The sequence below is a fragment of the Acinetobacter sp. ANC 5054 genome, from assembly GCF_002135295.1.
In the GTDB taxonomy this organism is placed as follows: Bacteria; Pseudomonadota; Gammaproteobacteria; order Pseudomonadales; family Moraxellaceae; genus Acinetobacter.
In genome coordinates this window covers 50,434-68,884 of the sequence record NZ_NEGG01000006.1, presented here as the reverse complement: position 1 = coordinate 68,884, position 18,451 = coordinate 50,434, and the positions used below count along the sequence as shown (strand labels likewise).

Annotated in this window: 15 protein-coding genes; 9 read left to right on the top strand and 6 right to left on the bottom strand. The window is 39.7% G+C overall.

Annotated features, from left to right (window positions below; genetic code table 11):
* Positions 1-8: 8 nt before the first annotated feature.
* The 6 genes from glnE to B9T33_RS07790 all read left to right on the top strand — a co-directional run bounded on the left by glnE (position 9) and on the right by B9T33_RS07790 (position 8,190).
* The gene (glnE, locus tag B9T33_RS07815; RefSeq protein ID WP_086178377.1) at positions 9-2,768 is read left to right on the top strand and encodes a bifunctional [glutamate--ammonia ligase]-adenylyl-L-tyrosine phosphorylase/[glutamate--ammonia-ligase] adenylyltransferase; all 2,760 of its coding nucleotides are present in this window, start codon (positions 9-11) and stop codon (positions 2,766-2,768) included.
* Between the two features lie 18 nt (positions 2,769-2,786).
* Positions 2,787-3,713, top strand: a complete 927-nt coding sequence (locus B9T33_RS07810) for a branched-chain amino acid transaminase (protein ID WP_086178376.1) — start codon at positions 2,787-2,789, stop codon at positions 3,711-3,713.
* A gap of 82 nt (positions 3,714-3,795) precedes the next feature.
* Positions 3,796-4,689 carry an ELM1/GtrOC1 family putative glycosyltransferase gene (locus tag B9T33_RS07805; RefSeq protein WP_086178375.1) on the top strand — a complete coding sequence of 298 codons (894 nt, stop codon included), beginning with the start codon at positions 3,796-3,798 and terminating at the stop codon, positions 4,687-4,689.
* A gap of 91 nt (positions 4,690-4,780) precedes the next feature.
* Positions 4,781-6,250 carry a phosphoethanolamine transferase gene (locus B9T33_RS07800; protein ID WP_086178374.1) on the top strand — a complete coding sequence of 490 codons (1,470 nt, stop codon included), beginning with the start codon at positions 4,781-4,783 and terminating at the stop codon, positions 6,248-6,250.
* A gap of 164 nt (positions 6,251-6,414) precedes the next feature.
* On the top strand, positions 6,415-7,194 hold the full coding sequence (locus tag B9T33_RS07795; protein WP_416202590.1) for a polysaccharide deacetylase family protein: 780 nt from the start codon (positions 6,415-6,417) through the stop codon (positions 7,192-7,194).
* Between the two features lie 3 nt (positions 7,195-7,197).
* A complete protein-coding gene (locus B9T33_RS07790; RefSeq protein WP_086178372.1) occupies positions 7,198-8,190 on the top strand; it encodes a glycosyltransferase in 993 nt (330 codons plus the stop codon).
* On the opposite strand, the gene B9T33_RS07785 is transcribed toward B9T33_RS07790, so the two are convergent.
* Positions 8,187-8,858, bottom strand: a complete 672-nt coding sequence (locus B9T33_RS07785) for a hypothetical protein (protein WP_086178371.1) — start codon at positions 8,856-8,858, stop codon at positions 8,187-8,189. The genes B9T33_RS07790 and B9T33_RS07785 overlap by 4 nt on opposite strands.
* A 102-nt stretch (positions 8,859-8,960) precedes the next feature.
* On the opposite strand from B9T33_RS07785, the gene B9T33_RS07780 reads away from it, so the two are divergent.
* Positions 8,961-9,626, top strand: a complete 666-nt coding sequence (locus B9T33_RS07780; protein ID WP_086178370.1) for an SGNH/GDSL hydrolase family protein — start codon at positions 8,961-8,963, stop codon at positions 9,624-9,626.
* 27 nt (positions 9,627-9,653) lie between these two features.
* Here the strand turns inward: B9T33_RS07780 and B9T33_RS07775 are convergent, their stop codons facing one another.
* Complete coding sequence (locus B9T33_RS07775; RefSeq protein WP_086178369.1) at positions 9,654-10,697, bottom strand: polysaccharide pyruvyl transferase family protein; 1,044 nt, start codon at positions 10,695-10,697, stop codon at positions 9,654-9,656.
* Between the two features lie 107 nt (positions 10,698-10,804).
* Here B9T33_RS07775 and B9T33_RS07770 point away from each other — a divergent pair, with 107 nt between their 5' ends.
* Positions 10,805-11,773 carry a hypothetical protein gene (locus B9T33_RS07770; protein WP_143224003.1) on the top strand — a complete coding sequence of 323 codons (969 nt, stop codon included), beginning with the start codon at positions 10,805-10,807 and terminating at the stop codon, positions 11,771-11,773.
* A 17-nt stretch (positions 11,774-11,790) separates the two neighbouring features.
* On the opposite strand, the gene B9T33_RS07765 is transcribed toward B9T33_RS07770, so the two are convergent.
* The 4 genes from B9T33_RS07765 to B9T33_RS07750 form a co-directional block, all read right to left on the bottom strand.
* Positions 11,791-12,015: a hypothetical protein gene (locus B9T33_RS07765; protein ID WP_086178367.1), complete on the bottom strand. Its 225-nt coding sequence runs from the start codon at positions 12,013-12,015 to the stop codon at positions 11,791-11,793.
* Positions 12,016-12,139: 124 nt separating this feature from the next.
* Positions 12,140-13,036 (bottom strand): lysophospholipid acyltransferase family protein, encoded by an 897-nt coding sequence (locus B9T33_RS07760; RefSeq protein WP_086178366.1) that lies wholly within the window; start codon positions 13,034-13,036, stop codon positions 12,140-12,142.
* A 376-nt stretch (positions 13,037-13,412) separates the two neighbouring features.
* On the bottom strand, positions 13,413-15,197 hold the full coding sequence (aspS, locus tag B9T33_RS07755) for an aspartate--tRNA ligase (RefSeq protein ID WP_086178365.1): 1,785 nt from the start codon (positions 15,195-15,197) through the stop codon (positions 13,413-13,415).
* 160 nt (positions 15,198-15,357) lie between these two features.
* Entirely contained in the window at positions 15,358-16,137 is a 780-nt protein-coding gene (locus tag B9T33_RS07750; RefSeq protein WP_086178364.1) for a DUF4184 family protein, read from the bottom strand.
* A 146-nt stretch (positions 16,138-16,283) separates the two neighbouring features.
* On the opposite strand from B9T33_RS07750, the gene znuD reads away from it, so the two are divergent.
* Positions 16,284-18,368 (top strand): zinc piracy TonB-dependent receptor ZnuD, encoded by a 2,085-nt coding sequence (gene znuD, locus B9T33_RS07745; RefSeq protein WP_086178363.1) that lies wholly within the window; start codon positions 16,284-16,286, stop codon positions 18,366-18,368.
* The last annotated feature ends 83 nt before the right edge of the window (positions 18,369-18,451 follow it).

Below are 18,451 nucleotides of genomic sequence, written 5' to 3'. Positions count from 1 at the left end.
TTTGGGAAATGAATGCGCAGCAATTGCAGAAAACGTTACGTGCCAGTCAATATGCAGAACAAGTACTGGGCATTCACCAGACCAGTTTAGATCAAGATTATTCAATTGATCAGTTTCAAAGCTCGCTCTCTACCGCTCAAATCCAAAACTTTATTTCTCAAACGCTCGATCAAATAACAGATGAAAATGCCTGGATGCGTGCGTTACGCATACTTCGTGCACGTCTGATGTTTCGTTGGATTTGGCAAGATGCTAATCAACTCACCGATGTGGTCACCTTAACACGAGAACTCTCGGACTTTGCGGATGCGTCGATTTGCGCGGCAAAAGCATTTGCTCTAACCCCGTTGGTGGCAAAGCATGGCGAACCTGTTGGTTATAAAGGTCAAGTTCAAGACCTGATTGTGGTTGCCATGGGTAAATTAGGTGCACAAGAGCTGAATTTATCGAGTGATATTGATCTGATTTTTGCTTTTGATGAGCAAGGCGAAACCAACGGTCGTAAGTGCATTGATGTACAGCAGTTCTGTATTTTATGGGGACAAAAACTGATTTATTTGCTCGATCACATTACCGCTGATGGTTTTGTTTTCCGTGTGGATATGCGTTTGCGCCCTTGGGGGGATGGCTCAGCGCTAGCGATTAGTCATGCGGCATTAGAAAAATATTTAAGCCAGCATGGTCGAGAATGGGAGCGCTATGCATGGATTAAAGCGCGTATTGTGACGGGTGGTAAAGAGGGTGATGATCTACTCGATATGACGCGTCCTTTCGTATTCCGTAAGTACGTGGATTACACCGCTTTTGAAGCCATGCGCGAAATGAAAGCGATGATTGAACGTGAAGTCCTGCGTCGCAACATTGAAGATGATATTAAATTAGGTGCGGGGGGGATACGCGAAGTTGAGTTTATTGTCCAAGTCTTTCAGCTGATTTATGGCGGCTCCAAACTTGAGCTACAAGACCGCCAATGTTTGGTCAGTCTGCATCATTTGGGTGAAGTCGGCTTACTGGAAAAAACCGCAGTGGCAGAGTTGGAAGATGCATACTTATTCTTGCGTCGGATTGAACATGCAATTCAAGCGTTGAATGATCAACAAACCCAGTCTTTACCGCATGAAGATGAGCCGCGTCAACGCATCATTGATACTTTAGGTTTTGCTACATGGAACGAGTTCCTTGATGTGCTGAATCAAAAACGTGCCAAAGTGATTTATCAATTTGAGCACCTGATTAAAGAAAAAGAACCTGATCCTTTGACTGAAAGTTTTAGCCAACTTGAAACGCAGTTGGCTGATGTACTGGATGATGACGCAAAAAATCTGATTCACGAATTTTGGTACGGTCATGCCTTAAAGAAATTGCCTGCAAAAGCGGTACAGCGCTTAAAAACCTTTTGGCCACATTTGATCGAAGCCATTTTACAGTCGGATAAACCTCAAGTCGCACTACTGCGCCTGATGCCTTTGGTGGAATCAGTGATGCGTCGTACCGTGTATTTGGTGATGTTGATTGAAAGCAAAGGGGCCTTACAGCGTTTAGTCAAAATGGCCACCGTGAGCCCATGGATTTGTGAAGAATTAACCCATTATCCGGTATTGCTGGATGAATTCCTTTCTATGGATTTCGAGTTGCCAAAACGTAAGGATTTGGAAGATTCACTCCGTCAGCAATTGCTTCGCATTGAAATTGATCAAGTTGAGGATCAAATGCGAGTTCTTCGTTTATTTAAGAAATCCAATGTTTTAGCTGTTGCGGCCAGTGATGTCTTAGCAGAAAGTCCATTGATGAAAGTTTCAGATGCTTTGACCGATATTGCAGAGGTGTCGGTAAATGCTGCATTGCATTTGGCTTACCAGATTGTTGCCAAAAAGCATGGCTTCCCTGTCGATGCTGACGGTGAGAGATGTTCGATTGATCATACAGCTTTTGCAGTGATTGGTTATGGCAAAGTCGGTGGAATTGAGCTGGGCTATGGTTCGGACTTAGACCTTGTGTTCATTCACTATATAGATGAGCAAGCCGATACCGATGGGCAAAAGCAAATCAGTGGCTTTGAATTTGCAATGCGTGTAGCACAAAAATTCATGTCTTTGATGACCACTCAAAGTTTGGATGGTCGTGTGTATGAAGTCGATACGCGATTACGTCCTTCAGGCGAGGCGGGATTATTAGTGACAAGTTTAAAGGCCTTTGAACAATATCAACAAAAAAATGCTTGGGTCTGGGAACATCAAGCATTGGTTCGTGCAAGAACGATTGCAGGTGAACATAGTTTGCGCGTTGAAATTGAAAATTTACGCTGTAATATTTTGACGCAACCGCGTGATGAGAACAATGTACGTGCAGAAGTACTGAAAATGCGCCAAAAAATGAAAGACCATCTGGGTTCTTCTAAAGAGCAGCAAAAAGATGGAATTTTTCATTTAAAACAAGATGCAGGTGGTATCGTTGACATCGAATTTATGGCACAGTATGCAGTATTAGCATGGAGTGGGTCGAATCCCGATCTCGCCCATTACTCTGACAACGTACGAATCCTTGAGGATGCCGCAAGAACGGATTGCTTATCCAGCGCCGATGCGACAGCATTGATTCAAGCTTATCTCCGTGAACGAGCCGAGAGCCACCGTTTAGCACTTGCGAATCAATCCATGCAAGTTTCAGCTGACGATTGGCGCGATACCCGAGTGGTCGTTTGCAAGCTATGGCAAAGATTAATTGATCCAGCTGCAATTTCTGCGCTGGATAAGAATGACTGTGTATAAAAATTTGGAGTGTGTGCCATGAACTTGGCTGATCGTGATGGTTTTATTTGGCAAGATGGACAATTGGTTGACTGGCGTGAAGCGAAAACTCACGTATTAACACATACATTGCATTACAGCATGGGTGTGTTTGAAGGCGTCCGTGCTTATGAAACTCCGAATGGAACTGCTATTTTCCGTTTAAAAGAACACACTAAGCGTTTATTAAATTCTGCAAAAATTTATCAAATGAAAGTTCCATTTGATCATGCAGCATTAGAACAAGCTCAAATTGATGTGGTTCGTGAAAATAAATTGGCTTCTTGCTATTTGCGCCCAATTATTTTTATTGGTTCAGAAAAATTAGGTATCGCTGCAACTGATAACACCATTCATGCTGTTGTTGCTGCTTGGAGTTGGGGGGCTTACCTCGGTGAAGAAGCGATGGCGAAGGGTATTCGTGTTAAAACTTCATCATTTACGCACCATCATCCAAACGTGACGATGTGTAAAGCAAAAGCATCTGGTAACTACACATTGTCTATTCTTGCACATCAAGAAGTAGCACATGCGGGTTATGACGAAGCAATGTTACTTGATCCACAAGGTTACGTATGCCAAGGTTCGGGCGAAAACGTATTCTTAGTACGTGATGGTGTGATTCATACACCTGACATCGCAGGTGGTGCACTTGACGGTATTACGCGTCAAACCATCATTACGATTGCTAAAGACCTTGGTTTTGAAGTGGTTGAACGCCGTATTACACGTGACGAATTCTACATCGCAGATGAAGCATTCTTCACAGGAACTGCTGCTGAAGTAACACCAATTCGTGAATATGACGATCGTCAAATTGGCGAAGGTGTACGTGGCCCAATTACGACTCAAATTCAAAAAGCATATTTCGATGCTGTTCAAGGCAAAGACCCTAAATATGCTCACTGGTTAACTTACGTAAAATAAGCTGATCGGTTAAGATGAAAAGGCGAAACTTGGTTTCGCCTTTTTTATTGCATTTTAGAAATGAATTTTTTGGAAAATAATCATGCACATTGTTTATGTCAGTGATGGTAAAGCAGGGCATCGCTCACAGGCTTTAGGTTTATATAAAGCCATGCAGCGCCAATCTCAGCAAGCTGTGACATTTCAAGAAATTTCAATTGATGATTTGCCTATCTTGCATTTGATTTCGGGACTATTTCGCCATCAAACCTCTAGTATAGCGCAGACACCGACTTATATTTTTGGTGTTGGTAGTCATACTCATTTTCGTGTCTGGTTATTGGGGCAGGTTTATCCTCAGGCAAAAACAGTCATACTAATGAAACCTAGTCTGCCTTTTGCGTTATTTGATTTTGCTGTAATCCCTGAACATGATGGCATCGTTGCTTCAAAAAAAATACTGATTACACAAGGTGCGTTGAACCCAATTGTGAATGAACAACGTCATCAACAAGGACGAATCCTAATTGCTTTGGGCGGTTCATCCAAACGCCATCAATGGAATGATGCAAAAGTGTTGCAGGCGATTGAGCAAATTACGCTGCACAATGTGGCCTCAGAGATTATTTTAACAACATCACGCAGAACGCCAGCTGAATTTTTAGCGAATTTGCAGCAACAATCCTTTGCCTCACACATTCAAATTTTTCCAGTTGAACAAACACCGCAAGGCTGGATATTTGAAGAAATGCAAAAAGCCGAGGCGGTTTGGGTGACTGAAGATAGCGTATCAATGATTTATGAAGCATTAACAGCGGGGTGTAAAGTTGGTGTCATTGCAATTGATCGACTCAAGCAAGATCGAATTACAGGCTCAATCGATTTAATTTTAAAGCAAGCTTTAGTGTCATCTAAATACATCATCAGTGAGTTAACTCTACCAGATACTTTTAAAGAAGCTGACCGTGTAGCCAAGAGCATTGTGTTAGAGGGCTAAAGTATAGATAATACCCGACGAAAAATTTCTACTCAGTGTTTGAATTCCGAATATAAAAGCGCCGAGATAATATTAAAGGGTCGTTGGGATAATGCTAAAAACCTATTTGTTTCCTATTTTACTTTCAATTGGATTTTGTGTTGGCTTAGGTTTTTGGGATTATTTATCTGCTTTAAAAGATGCCCCTTTATTTTTCGTATTGGTCATCTCAAGCACCTTTTTTCTCATTGCCATTAAACAGTTTAAAGGCAGATGGATTAAAAGTGTTTTTCTTATTCTATTTTTATTTTTATGTGCTTATATTTCGAGTGGTACTGGGTTTTTACAAGGCCATATGTCCTTGGGTATTATTGCATCGATGTTCCAAAGCAACTCAAATGAAGCTTTTGAATTTTTATCGGTTGTCGATTCGCAATACATTATTTTTGCCGTATTACTTTTTTTAGCGACTTTTTTCTACATCTTCTTTTTCGATACCACAACGCAAGGAAATTATAGAAAACTCATTCTTGCGTTAATTCTACTCGTCAACGGCATAAGTATTTTCTGGATCCAAACGGCATTGGCAACCGTGAAATATAAGCAAGAAGAAGCCAAACTACTAGAAGATAATACCCAAAGAGTCGATTGGAAAATTCAAAGTGTACAACCACAATACGATAATCAAATTATTATTATTGGGGAAAGTGTACAGCGTGACCACATGTCCTTATATGGCGCAAAAGAAGAAACCACGCCATTTTTGAGCAAGATGCCATTGCAAGTGGTCGATCACTATATTGCAACTGCACCAAATACTGTTACTAGTTTGACACGGACTTTAGCCTTGGTGGATAAAAATCGTGATCCACAAATTGCGATGAATGTTGTAACGCTAGCAAAACAAGCCGGTTACAATACCATGTGGATTTCAAACCAAGGTTTTATGGGTAAAAATGATACTGCAATTTCAAAAATTGCCATTCATGCAGATCATCAGTTTTTCTTAAAGAGCGGAAATTATATGTCGAGTAATATCGACGATGATCAAATGGTCGATATTCTAGAAACTCAATTAAAAAAATATCCAAATCAAAAAAATGTGATTTTTATTCATATGATGGGGTCGCATCCAGATGCATGCGAGCGTTTATTTGAGTCACCACGCTTGTATGCAGCGAAGCCTGAGCGAATTAACTGTTATTTATCATCAATCAATAAGTTAGATCGTTTCGTTGAGAAGATTTATACAAACTTAAAAGCAGATCAGCGTAGTTTTAGCATAAATTATTTCTCCGATCATGGTATGACGGTCGATGAAGATTCGTATCATGTCGATAACGAGTTTAAAGACAATTATCAAGTGCCATTCTTTGTACTGACGAGCGATGCAAAGGCTAAAAATGACTATGCAAAAACTGTCAGTGCCTATGACTATATGAACATTTTTGCAGGATTGTTGGGTGTTAAGACCCCACTGTTAGATCAGAATCGAAACTTGGATCAAATTCCAGATAATCAAAATGTCATGGTATTTGATTGGGACGATTACATCCCATATCACTCATTAAAAGGACAGTAATTTTAGTTGTCAGATAATGCCTTTTAAATACGGTATCGTGCTTATTATGCATATTCAGTAATTTTTAGACTGATACTTTTAATGCGGCAGGTCGTGTGGCAACATAGTGGAAGTGCTTTTGAAGGCTTATCCCTGTGATTTATATTGTCGTTTTCCTGTTGATTATGCTGATTGCTTTTAGCTACAAATATGCATGGTGGAAGCCTGCTGTGGACTGGAAAAAGCCACGAATTTTGATGTATCACATGGTTCGTGAACATATAGATGGAGCGAAATTTAACAAATTAAGAGTAACGCCAGCAGAATTTGAAAAACAAATTGCTTGGATGAAAGCAGATGGTTTTCATTTCGTGACTATGCAAGAGTTACAACAAAACTGGGGAAATCACCCACAGAAAACCGTGGCAATTACTTTTGATGATGGTTATCTGGATAATTTAGAAAATGCTTTTCCTATACTAGAAAAATATCAAGCGAAAGCGACGATTTATGTAGTGGTCGATCGCCATGATCGAGATTGGTCGACCTATAAAAAAGCACATCATAATAGTGGTGAATTAGCACGTGAGCCGAAATTATCGGATGAACAAGTACGACAATTGGCAAATAGCGGTTTAGTCGAAATTGGCTCACATACAATGACTCATGCAAATCTAGATAAATTGAGTGATGAAGCGTGTTTTTCTGAGTTAATTCAATCCAAACAGCAATTAGAAGAAATGACAGGAAAATCGGTACATAGTTTTGCTTATCCATTTGGAATATATTCAGAACGTGATGTCGTACTAGCAAAACAAGCAGGCTATACCAATGCTGTGACCACCATTGAAGGTATTGATGATTCTAGTCCCGATTTTATGCAATTACGTCGTATTAAAATTAGTGGTAAAGACTCGATGTTTGCGGTGAAATTAAGACTGAAATTAGGTAAACGCGAGGGGTGAAACATGCGCATTAGCTTAGTTATGGCCAGTGCTGAAGATGGTGGTCTAGAAAAGCATGTGATTGAGCTTGCAAATGGCTTGAGTCAAACCCACAAAGTGAGCTTAATCGCACATTCGAGATTTTCATCTCTAGTGAATCCTGCGGTTAATTTTGTCGAAATGGATCTGAGTGGAAGTCGCCATAATCCATGGACTAAATATCAACTAAAAAAGAAAATATTGGCAACACAGCCAGAAGTTTTACATGTCCACGCAGCGAAAACTGCTCAATTCGTACAATCGATGGTGGCAGGGTTTCAATTTCCATGTATCGTTACAGTGCATGGTCAAAAGAAAAAAAATCAAGTCAATCAAGCTTTTGATCAAATTATTGTGGTGAGCGAACATTTAAAGCTGCAACTGCCTGATCCTAGCAAAGTTTCGGTAGTGTATAACGGTGTTGAAATTAAAGAATCCGTAACACCCTTTCAAAAAAACCGAAAATTTATTGCGATTGGACGTTTAAATGAAGTGAAAGGTTTTGATGTTTTGCTTAAGGCATGGCACAAAATTCCACATCATCTGACTATTGCAGGGGAAGGTGAACAGCGCTCACAGTTAGAACAATTGATGCAAGAATATGATTTGCTAGATCGTGTGAAATTGGTTGGGCATTCAACAGAAATACAAAAACTCATTTGTGAGCATGAGGCATTGATCGTTTCATCTTTACGCGAAGGTGGGCCATATACCTTGGGTGAGGCATTATTATTACAGCGACCGGTGATTGGGACACGAGTTGGGATGATGCAAGAGTTCTTAGCCAATGAATACTTATGCGAACCGAATGATGCAGCAGCATTGCAACATGTAATAGAACACTATTGTGCACAAGAGCAGCCTGCTGACGCTTTCCAACCTGCATTTTATTTGGCTCAGCAACATCTAACGATACAACATATGCTATCAAACACTGTGACGGTTTATCAGGAAGCGATCAACAATCTGCAACGTTAAACCTGTTTATAGTTTGTGACTTCAATAAACTTTTTAAAGAAGGGCTGAAATACGGGCGGCATGTATGCTGAGCTAATAAATTTAGTACTCACTTCATCAATGTTGTAAATTTTACAAAACATGATGCGGTGGTGGCCTTGATTCAGCTTATCTTTCACGCCCATTGAACGACATAGCATAATGTGCATCGGAAAATTAAAGTCATAACCGGAATCTTTAAAAGAATTTTCTAGCTTACTATAGCGTTCCTGACGTTTGTCTTCATCGAGTTTCCAACGACGACTAGTCCAGTTATATGCGGTTTCAGGGGTTTTGATATTTCGTTCTAAAGCATTTGCAGTAATGTCACTGAGTAAAATACGATAATTTTGGCTACTAAAGTTTTGGCGGCGTGATCTAATTTTCTTAATAAATGAGCCAAAAAAATTAAAAAAGAAACCTTCGGTCTGGAAGGCAAAACGTGTACGTAAACGTTCTTGGCTTAAGTTAACACCTTGCTTTAAATAAATAATGCAATCTTCATTTTGATTGGCTTCACATGCGAGTAGCACGACTGCATCACAGTCTAAATGCTCTGCGATAAATGAAAAATCACGTTGTGGAAGATGGGCTAAGCTTTCATGATGAACATGGTAAGTTTCTGAAGATAGACCGAAATCAGGTTGCATGCTGGCTCACATCAAATGAAATAAATTTGCAGAATTCATCATAGTGTAACATGGCTTATTTTCTAGCGTATAATGTGTGCGTCGCTGACTTTGGAAAAAAGAATGAGCAATCCAATTCGTTATGTTGCTTTGGGTGGTTGTAATACAGCAGGTGAAGTGCACAACATCGGTAATGCATATCCTGAACGTATTGCTCAGGCGAATGGCTGGGCAGTTGAAAACTATGGTTATACCATGTCGAGCACACGTGAAGGCCTTCAATTTTTTAATCTAAAAAATGTCGCTGAAGCTGATGTCATCAGTATTCAGTATGGTGGTGTGGACAGTTGGTTGACCTTTAAAGGTTCGCCGTTTGTTTTGTATTATCCAGATTCACCTTGGCGTAAATTTTTAAGAAAACTCGTTAAAAAAATTAAAAAATATGCACGTAAATTTCACTGGCATAGTGTAGTCGGAGAAACTAATGTTGTGCCTTATGAAGAATATGTCGACAATATCCGATATATGATTGAGCACAGTAAAGCGAAATACATTTTACTGGTTGAGACATATCCGAATCAGGACAAATCACGTGAACCGCGTATTTTAAAATATAACCAAGCCTTAAAAGAATTGAGTGATGGTAAGCGTGTTTTATACGTGCCGAACTATCAAGTGCTTAACCAAGACTTAGTAAATAATTATGATGACTCTACACATTTATCGTCACTGGGTCAGCAGGTGGTGACAGATGCTGCTTTAGATGCAATACGTAAAGCTCAAGCATAAAAAAAGCCGCTCATTGAGCGGCTTTTTTTATGCACAGATTTTTTCAAATATTTGTTCATGTTTTCGCTGAGTATTAAGGCTGAAATCTATTAACTTCTGTTTTTCTTCATCACTGTACTGGGCTTTTTCTAACAACTGTTGCAGTGACAATTGGTTTAAATCATCAGTCTTAATATGTCGATCTCGAAGCCCTGCATCACTCAGTAGATTTTGAGTTTTAGAGGTGTTTGATGCCACAATCAAAACAGGAATTTGCATTTGTAAACAAAAGCATAAGCAATGATAACGACCTGTAATGACCAAATCACTATCAAGCATTTTTTGCTTAAAAGCTGCGGTATCATCTATGCAATAGTCGAAATCTTGATAGTAACGACGGGGTTGATAGAGTCCAAAAGTGAGCTGTGATAAAAGTTTATATTGTTTCAACTTTTTCATCTTTTTCGGATTATAGCCAATCGTATCGGATGATAAAGGTAGCTCACGGGTAATGGGATGGTAGTCAAGTTGATGCTTTTTGGCATAGTTAAATAAGGCATCACTAACATGACTATAGACTGAATCATTTACAATGACTTGAGGCCTAATTGCAGATGTAGACTTAGAGGTATTGGACTGATGCGCTTGATGGATTGAATAAAAAGTTAAATCTGCGGCATATTCGCAATGTGGATGTTGAGTTTTTAACGTCGCTAAACTTTTTTGATCACGTACATATAAGCCATCAAACTCATTAATCAGCTCATTCCATGCGCTTGGGTTATTTTCCCAAGTGCTATTCACTAAAAAAACTTTCTTATTCTTTTGTTTTGCAATTTGACCCAGTTTTAACAAAAATTCGCCGAAAGGGGCGGCGTCATGTAATGTGCCTTCACCATTAATAATCACCACATCAACATCTTCTAAAAGTTCATGCCATTTTTCCTCAGAAATGGTTTGACCTGTACAAAGCTTAGAAAAACGGGCATCCGGATTATTTTTTTGTATTAGACTGTAGAGATTATTCATTACCACTTCGCAGCCATGATGAAGATTGGTACGTGTATCATTGAGAATAAAATAGTGCTTCAAGAAAAATTCCTATCGTTCAATATGTTGAAATTGGCAATGGATAAAATTATGTGTAATAAATGTTTAGATCATTATAAAAACCAGATTCTTAATATAGTGTATTCGCCATGAGAAAACGATTGTTTATTGTTCGTACGCCTTTGCAATTTTTTAATGCATTTGAGGCAATGCAACGCTTTGCTGAACTGAATGCTGAAAATGAGTTATTGGTGGTCTACGGCTCTCAAGCTGATTTAAACATTATTCAGAGCATGCTAAAGACGTTAAGTGGCTGGAGCCGAATTATTTATCAGCCATTTATGGGATGGAAAAAGAAATTCTATGCCTTTCAACTAAAAAAGCATTTTCACAACAATAGTTATTATGAGCATTTGTTTACGGGGATGATTCATCATATACCACTGCATTTAATGAATTGTTTAAATGTAGACAATTACTGGTTGATTGATGATGGTAATGAGACACGCATGATCGTAGATCACTTGAATCGTGGAAGTTATTACAATAAAGATCGTTCGCAGCCATTGTTTGCGATTCAACAAAATCCACAGGTCTTAAAGCAACTTAAATTATTTACGCTTTATGACGACTTAAAAACAGAGCACACACTGCTCGTTAATGATTACCGCTATTTTAAAACGCAGGTAAGTCAACTTGATGTGAAAAAAAATCACGTTTTGTTGATTGGGTCGAACTTAGTTGAAACGTATTTAAAATCTGAAGCAGATTATTTAGAAATATTAACGCAGTTTAAACAACAGATGCCAAATTGCATTGTCTACTACGCACCGCATCGTTATTTGAATAAAAATACTTTAAATGCAATCGAGGCATTGGGTTATAAAATTTTAAAATATGAGACGATTTTAGAATTATTTCAGTACGAGCAGGGCTGGTGTTTTGAAGGATATTACTCGATACGTTCAACTGCGATTGATACTTTAGCGCAGCTTTATGCTATTCAAGGCTCATATATTCGGTTGCCAGAAACCTATTTTGTGAATCATCAAAAATGGCAAGAATGTAATGAAATTTGGAATACGGCAAAACAGGTCATTCAGTTGGCCCCGAGATGAGGCCAAACCTTATAAAATTACTCTTTGTTAAGATCCGCATTGCCCTTCAGGACCATATAAATCAGACCGACAAAAATCAGTAATGCACCAGCCAAACTACTCACGCAGAAGAAAACAATGCGGTTATAGGTGGTGAGGTTGAATAATTCGTTTGCCAAAATATAGCGCATGAACAACCACTGAACCACTGCAAAAACAATTAGAACGATTGCACGACGGCGAACTTCAGGACGCATAGCCATAGGGGAGATTCACAGCAAAGTGGAAAGTGATGGCTATTATGCCACTGTTGAAAACGCTTCTCAATTGAATCGAAGTAAGTCAAATAAATTCAACTATTTAGTTTCTATGAATCGAGGATTATTGCTAATTTGATGTGGTCACATTTATCTTTTTAGGCTTTCGATAGACATTAATTCCACCGTAGCAGTTTCTAAAACGCTTATACGACCAGATATATTGTTCAGGGGCTTGATTAATCATATCGCGCATGGCGCTATTCAAACTGTCAACAGAAAGCTGTAAATCCTTAGATGAGATGTCGTCTGAAAGTGGGATACACTGTAGGTCAAAACTGGATAAATCATCATTACGAATACAACTTAAACCAATCACATTACATTGGGTTTTTGCCGCAAGTTTCGATACCAAAGTTACCGTCAACGTATTTTGACCAAAAAATTTAGAATAGATTCCGCCTGAAGCTTTAGGAAGATGATCTGGCAAAATGACCGTTAAACCACCTTGTTTCAGATGTTTAAAGATGGCACGGATGCCAGTTTCATCTGTCGGGACGAGGGTTGCATTAAACTTTTGTCGCGCTTCAAGCATATAACGGTTAATGCCTTTGTTCTTGTTTGGCTTATACATAATCATGGGTTGAGTATAGACATTCAACCAAGCATTCAGTAGCTCCCAACAGCCAAAATGTGGCACCACTACGATGACACCTTTTTTATTGGCTAAAGCCTCAGTGAGTACAGATTCACCTTGAATATTTTTCAATAAATCTAAGCTATAACTGGGTGGCATACCCCAGCATTTAATAAATTCTACGTAGGTGAGAAACTGGCTTTGCATGCTTTTTTTGACAAGGTGTTGCTGTGCAGCGGGTGTTAAATCAGGATAAGCCAGTTGAATATTAATTGTGGTAATACGTTTAATCGAAGAATTAAAAACGTAAAGTACAAATGCGGCAAATAACGCAATAGATTGTAATAACCTTAAGGGAAGAACAGATAGAATTTTGAAAATGAAATACATTATAGCTGCGATTCTCGGTTATTTTATCAGAGGATGTGTTGAAAATTTTGCCAATGGATTTTGCACTTTAAGTGAAAATATAAAGAAAAAGATCAGAATCTATGCAACAAAAAAAATTAGAATAAATCAATATATATGGCAATATCGCTAAGCAAAATTGCGCGTTTAAGCCAAGTTAACTTGTATGCGCTACATCATAGCGTGCTTTGTATCTGAGTGATTAGCATAATTCATCAAAATTGGTTTGAACTATGACTTAAATTTAAAAAATTAGAGTTTAAAGCCATAACACATAAAAAAAAGCCCTGCACTTGCAGGGCTTTTTTATTCCCTCTTTATGTTCCTCCCAAAGGGAGAAAAAGAAGGAAGTAAAAAATTATTTAGCTTCTTCAGCTTTTGGTTTTTCGCGTAAACGAATACCAAGGTCACGCAATTGGTTCGCTTCAACTGGCGCAGGCGCTTGAGTTAAAGGACATTCCGCAGTTTTGGTTTTCGGGAATGCAATCACGTCACGGATTGAAGATGCACCAGTCATCAACATTACGAGACGGTCAAGACCGAATGCCAAACCACCGTGAGGAGGCGCACCGAATTTCAACGCGTTAAGCAAGAAGCTGAATTTCTCTTCTGCTTCTTCTTCGCCAATGCCAAGCGCTTCAAAGATCGCTTTTTGCATTTCTAGGTTGAAGATACGAAGTGAACCGCCACCAACTTCGGTACCGTTCAATACCATATCGTAAGCAACAGACAATGCAGCACCTGGGTTGTTTTTCACTTCTTCAACGCTTGATTTTGGAAGCGTGAATGGGTGGTGAACAGAGGTCCATTTGCCGTCGTCAGTTTCTTCGAACATTGGGAAGTCAACCACCCAAAGAGGCGCCCACTCGCAAGTTGCAAGCTTCATGTCATGACCGACTTTGATACGTAAAGCGCCCATTGCATCGTTTACAACTTTCGCTTTGTCCGCACCGAAGAATACGATGTCGCCATTTTCAGCGCCAACACGTTTCAATAGATCAAGTACGATTGGTTCGATGAATTTAACGATTGGAGATTGAAGACCTTCGATACCTTTTTCAAGTTCGTTGACTTTGATGTAAGCCAAGCCTTTCGCACCGTAGATACCTACGAATTTAGTGTATTCGTCGATTTGGCTACGTGGAAGTGCGCCAGCACCTGGTACGCGAAGCGCAACGATACGGCCTTTAGGATCTTTAGCAGGACCTGCGAATACTTTGAACTCAACGTCTTGCATCATGTCTGCAACGTCAACAAGTTTCAAAGGAATACGCATATCTGGTTTGTCAGATGCATAGTCACGCATTGCATCTGCATAAGTCATACGCGGGAATTTGTCGAATTCAACGTTAAGAAGTTCTTTGAACATCTTAACCGTTAAACGTTCCATTAAATCCATGATGTCATCGTCACTCATGAACGATGTTTCAACGTCGATTTGTGTGAATTCAGGCTGACGGTCAGCACGTAAGTCTTCATCACGGAAACATTTAGCAATTTGGTAGTAACGATCAATACCGCCAACCATCAACAACTGTTTGAATAGCTGTGGAGATTGTGGAAGTGCGTAGAAGCTACCGTTAGAAACACGACTTGGCACTAAATAGTCACGTGCGCCTTCAGGAGTTGCACGAGTCAAGATCGGAGTTTCAACGTCTAAGAAACCATTGTCTTCGAAGTAGTTACGAATCAGGTTAGTCAATTTAGAACGGAAACGTAAACGATCTAACATTTCTGGACGACGAATATCGAGGAAACGATATTTCAAACGTACTTCTTCAGAAATATTGGTATTTTCGTCATTCAATGGGAATGGAGGAGTCTCAGAAGCAGCAAGAACTTCAATTTCTTTGCCTAAAACTTCGATTTGACCACTCACGATATTCGCGTTTTCAGTACCTTCGTAACGACGACGTACACGGCCTGTAATTTTTAATACGAATTCTGAACGTGATTTGTCTGCAGTTGCGAAAGCTTCTGGAGTATCTGGGTCAATAACCACTTGAACAAGACCGTCACGGTCACGCATGTCAAGGAAGATTACACCACCGTGGTCACGGCGACGATGTACCCAACCGCATAATGTAACGGTTTGGTCAATTTGAGCTTCGGTTAAAGAACCGCAGTAATGAGTTCGCATCATAGCGTTAGAAATCCAACTATATGGGTTAAGGTCAGCGAATACGTAAACAGCGTACCGCTTTTATTCGAATGGGAGATTATGCCTCTTTTTGGGAATTTTGTCACAAGGACTTCGGACTAAAACAATAAAAATTACCTACTACTCAGACGGCTCAAGCCACTTATGTCGATGATTTTGAGAAAATATCCGTCATATATTTTAAGAGTAGGAAAAAAATACTACCCACTGTAAATGTCGCTAAAAATGCCCGAAAAAAATAATTAATCGCTTTACCTATATAGGCATATAAATCATGTACGAAGGCATCGGCATAAATGCTGTCCGCAAAATACATATAACTTGCAATGCCTGCCAGCAAGGACAAGACGAATAGCGCATAAACATAGCGTTTAATATTGCGATGGACTAGATCTGAGCCACGATAATGCAAATGATGACGATAGATCATCCAGCCCAGTACAGGCAAAGCTAATGCAGAGAGTCCAATTTGCAATACACGATGCAAAGGATAGCTGTGATCAAACAAACTGATAGGCTGCATTAAAATCTCTTTAAATGCAAAAGTTCGAAAGTCCACATGGGTCAGTCCATCCCAAACAATATGTGTGACCGTGCCGATAATCACAGAGGCAATGATCGCGATCACAAAACCGCAAAAACGATTGACGCTGCCAATATTGAGCGGTTTATTTAAGCCAAAAAATGCCAAGAGCATCGGTCGGTAAAGGCTGTACCACAGCAAACAGAAAATTATGCCTACCAGTAAGTTCGGGAAAATTAAACCGGACCATTGATGCGAACCATCGTAATTGGCATTGGTAAATAAACGGAATAGGTCAGGTACCATTGTCCCAATGGCAAGGGCGGCAATGGGCAAGCGATTTCCAGTCAATTTTGAAATCGGTGGGGCGAGGACAGCATGAGATAAAGTAAAAGGCATTGAAATAAAATAAATTTATCAATAAATACAAAGAAGTGAGTTCGAGTCTAAAGCATAAGACGATATAGAAATGTTTTTTATTGCAAAAATATTGAAATGTTATAATATAACATTATTCAAGATTAGCCAGATTTGAGCCTCTCCAAATGAACTTTCATAAGAATTTAATCACAATTTCAATTTTTGCAGTGATTGCACCCAGTATTTACGCAGATGACCCAGAACAACAGGTACAAACTTTAGATGCAATTAATGTTCAAGTGCATCCTTTAAACCAAAGTGCAGCGGACTTTGCTGTCGCAGACAATATTATGAAGCACAAAGATTTGGCACAAGGTGGTGTGACTATTGGCGATGCACTAGCTGGACAACCTGGAGTATATTCAAATCAGTTTGGTGCAGGTTCAAGTCGCCCTGTAATTCGCGGTCAAGATGGCCCGCGAGTTAAAGTGTTAGAACATGCTTCTGAAACCGCCGATGTTTCAACGCTGTCACCCGATCATGCCGTTACCGTTGATCCTATTTTAGCAAAGCAAGTTGAAGTGATTCGTGGCCCATCAACGTTACTGTATGCAGCAGGGACTGTGGGTGGATTGGTGAATGTCACCGATCAAAAAATTCCAACGCAGATGCCTGAAAATGGTTTAGAGGGACAGGTTGGGCTACGTTATAACTCAGGTAGCGACGAAAAATTAGCGAGTGCAGGTGTTACTGCTGCGTTAGGTAAAAACTTTGCACTGCGTGTTGAGGGCTCAAAGCGTAAAGCCAATGACTATATCGCACCCAACTATTTCCATGATCATGAGGGTGAGTTAGAAAAAGAACGTCGTGTGGGTAATACCTTCGCTGAAGGTCAAAATGTAAGTGTTGGTGCATCATGGATTCACGATCGTGGTTTTGCTGGGCTGTCTTATACCAACCGCCAAGATCAATATGGATTACCCGGTCATAGCCATGAATACGAAAGCTGCCATCCACATGATGATCATTTACATTGTGATGGCGGCGATAATCATGGGCATTCAGATGGTCATGATCATTCAGCACATGACGACCACGATCACGACCATGATGCTGCTGGTCCGTGGGTCGATTTAAAATCTGAACGTTATGATTTCCGTACCGAACTAGCTGAGCCGTTTGCTGGGTTCCAAAAATTACGTGCACATGCCAGTTATACCGATTACAAGCATGATGAAATTGAAGGCAATACCGCAGCAACGACCTTCAAAAGTCAAGGTTATGATGCACGCTTAGAATTGGTGCATAACCCGATTGCCAATTGGGAAGGAGTGATCGGAACACAGTACAATCAACAAAAGCTCAATATTAGTGGTGAAGAGTCATTGATGAATCCAAATAAAACGCAAAAATGGAGTGTTTTTGGTTTAGAGCATAAACAATTTGGCGATTTCCATATCGAGTTGGGTACCCGTGTCGATCAGCAAAAAATTGAGATTGATTCTGAACAAAAAGATTATGACGACTATGGTATTTCCTACTCAGGTGCCGTGAACTGGGAGTTCGCGCCAAACTATAAATTGTCACTCGTGGGGTCACATCAAGAGCGTTTGCCATTGGCGCAAGAGCTATATGCCAACGGAAAGCATTTTGCGACCAATACCTATGAGCGTGGAAATGAAAATCTGGATGTAGAAAAATCCAATAATCTAGAATTGGGCTTCCACTATGAAAAAGATCAGTTGGATTATCACGTTCATGTGTATCACAACTGGTATGACAACTACATTTATGCGGCAACCAAAGATAATTTTAAAAACTTCCGCTTAGTTGATTACACCCAAGACAAAGCCAAGTTTTATGGTGCTGAAGCACAAATGGGTTATGCCATCAATGACATGTATAAACTGAGTGTGTTTGGTGATTATGTCCGTGGCAAAATTGATGGTGAAAATGCACCACGTGTACCGGCAGGGCGTTTAGGCACAAAAGTCGATGTTGACTTTGCGGATGGTTGGTCAGGTCAGGCAGAATATGCACACGTCTTTAAGCAAGACAAAATCACCGCGTATGAACAACCAACTGACGGTTATAACATGGTCAACTTAGGTGTGGCATATAGCGGTCAGTTAAAAGATCGAAATAACTACCGTGTGTATTTCAAAGCCAATAATTTACTGGATGAAGAGGTCTATTCACACAGTTCATTCTTAGCGAATATTCCACAAGTGGGTCGTAATTTTACGGTCGGTCTTGAATTTGGTTTCTAATTGAAATTGCACAGACTTTACTGACTAAGTCTAGGTAAAGTCACAGAAATCCTCTTGAAAAATCAATGAATAGAACCTAGTCT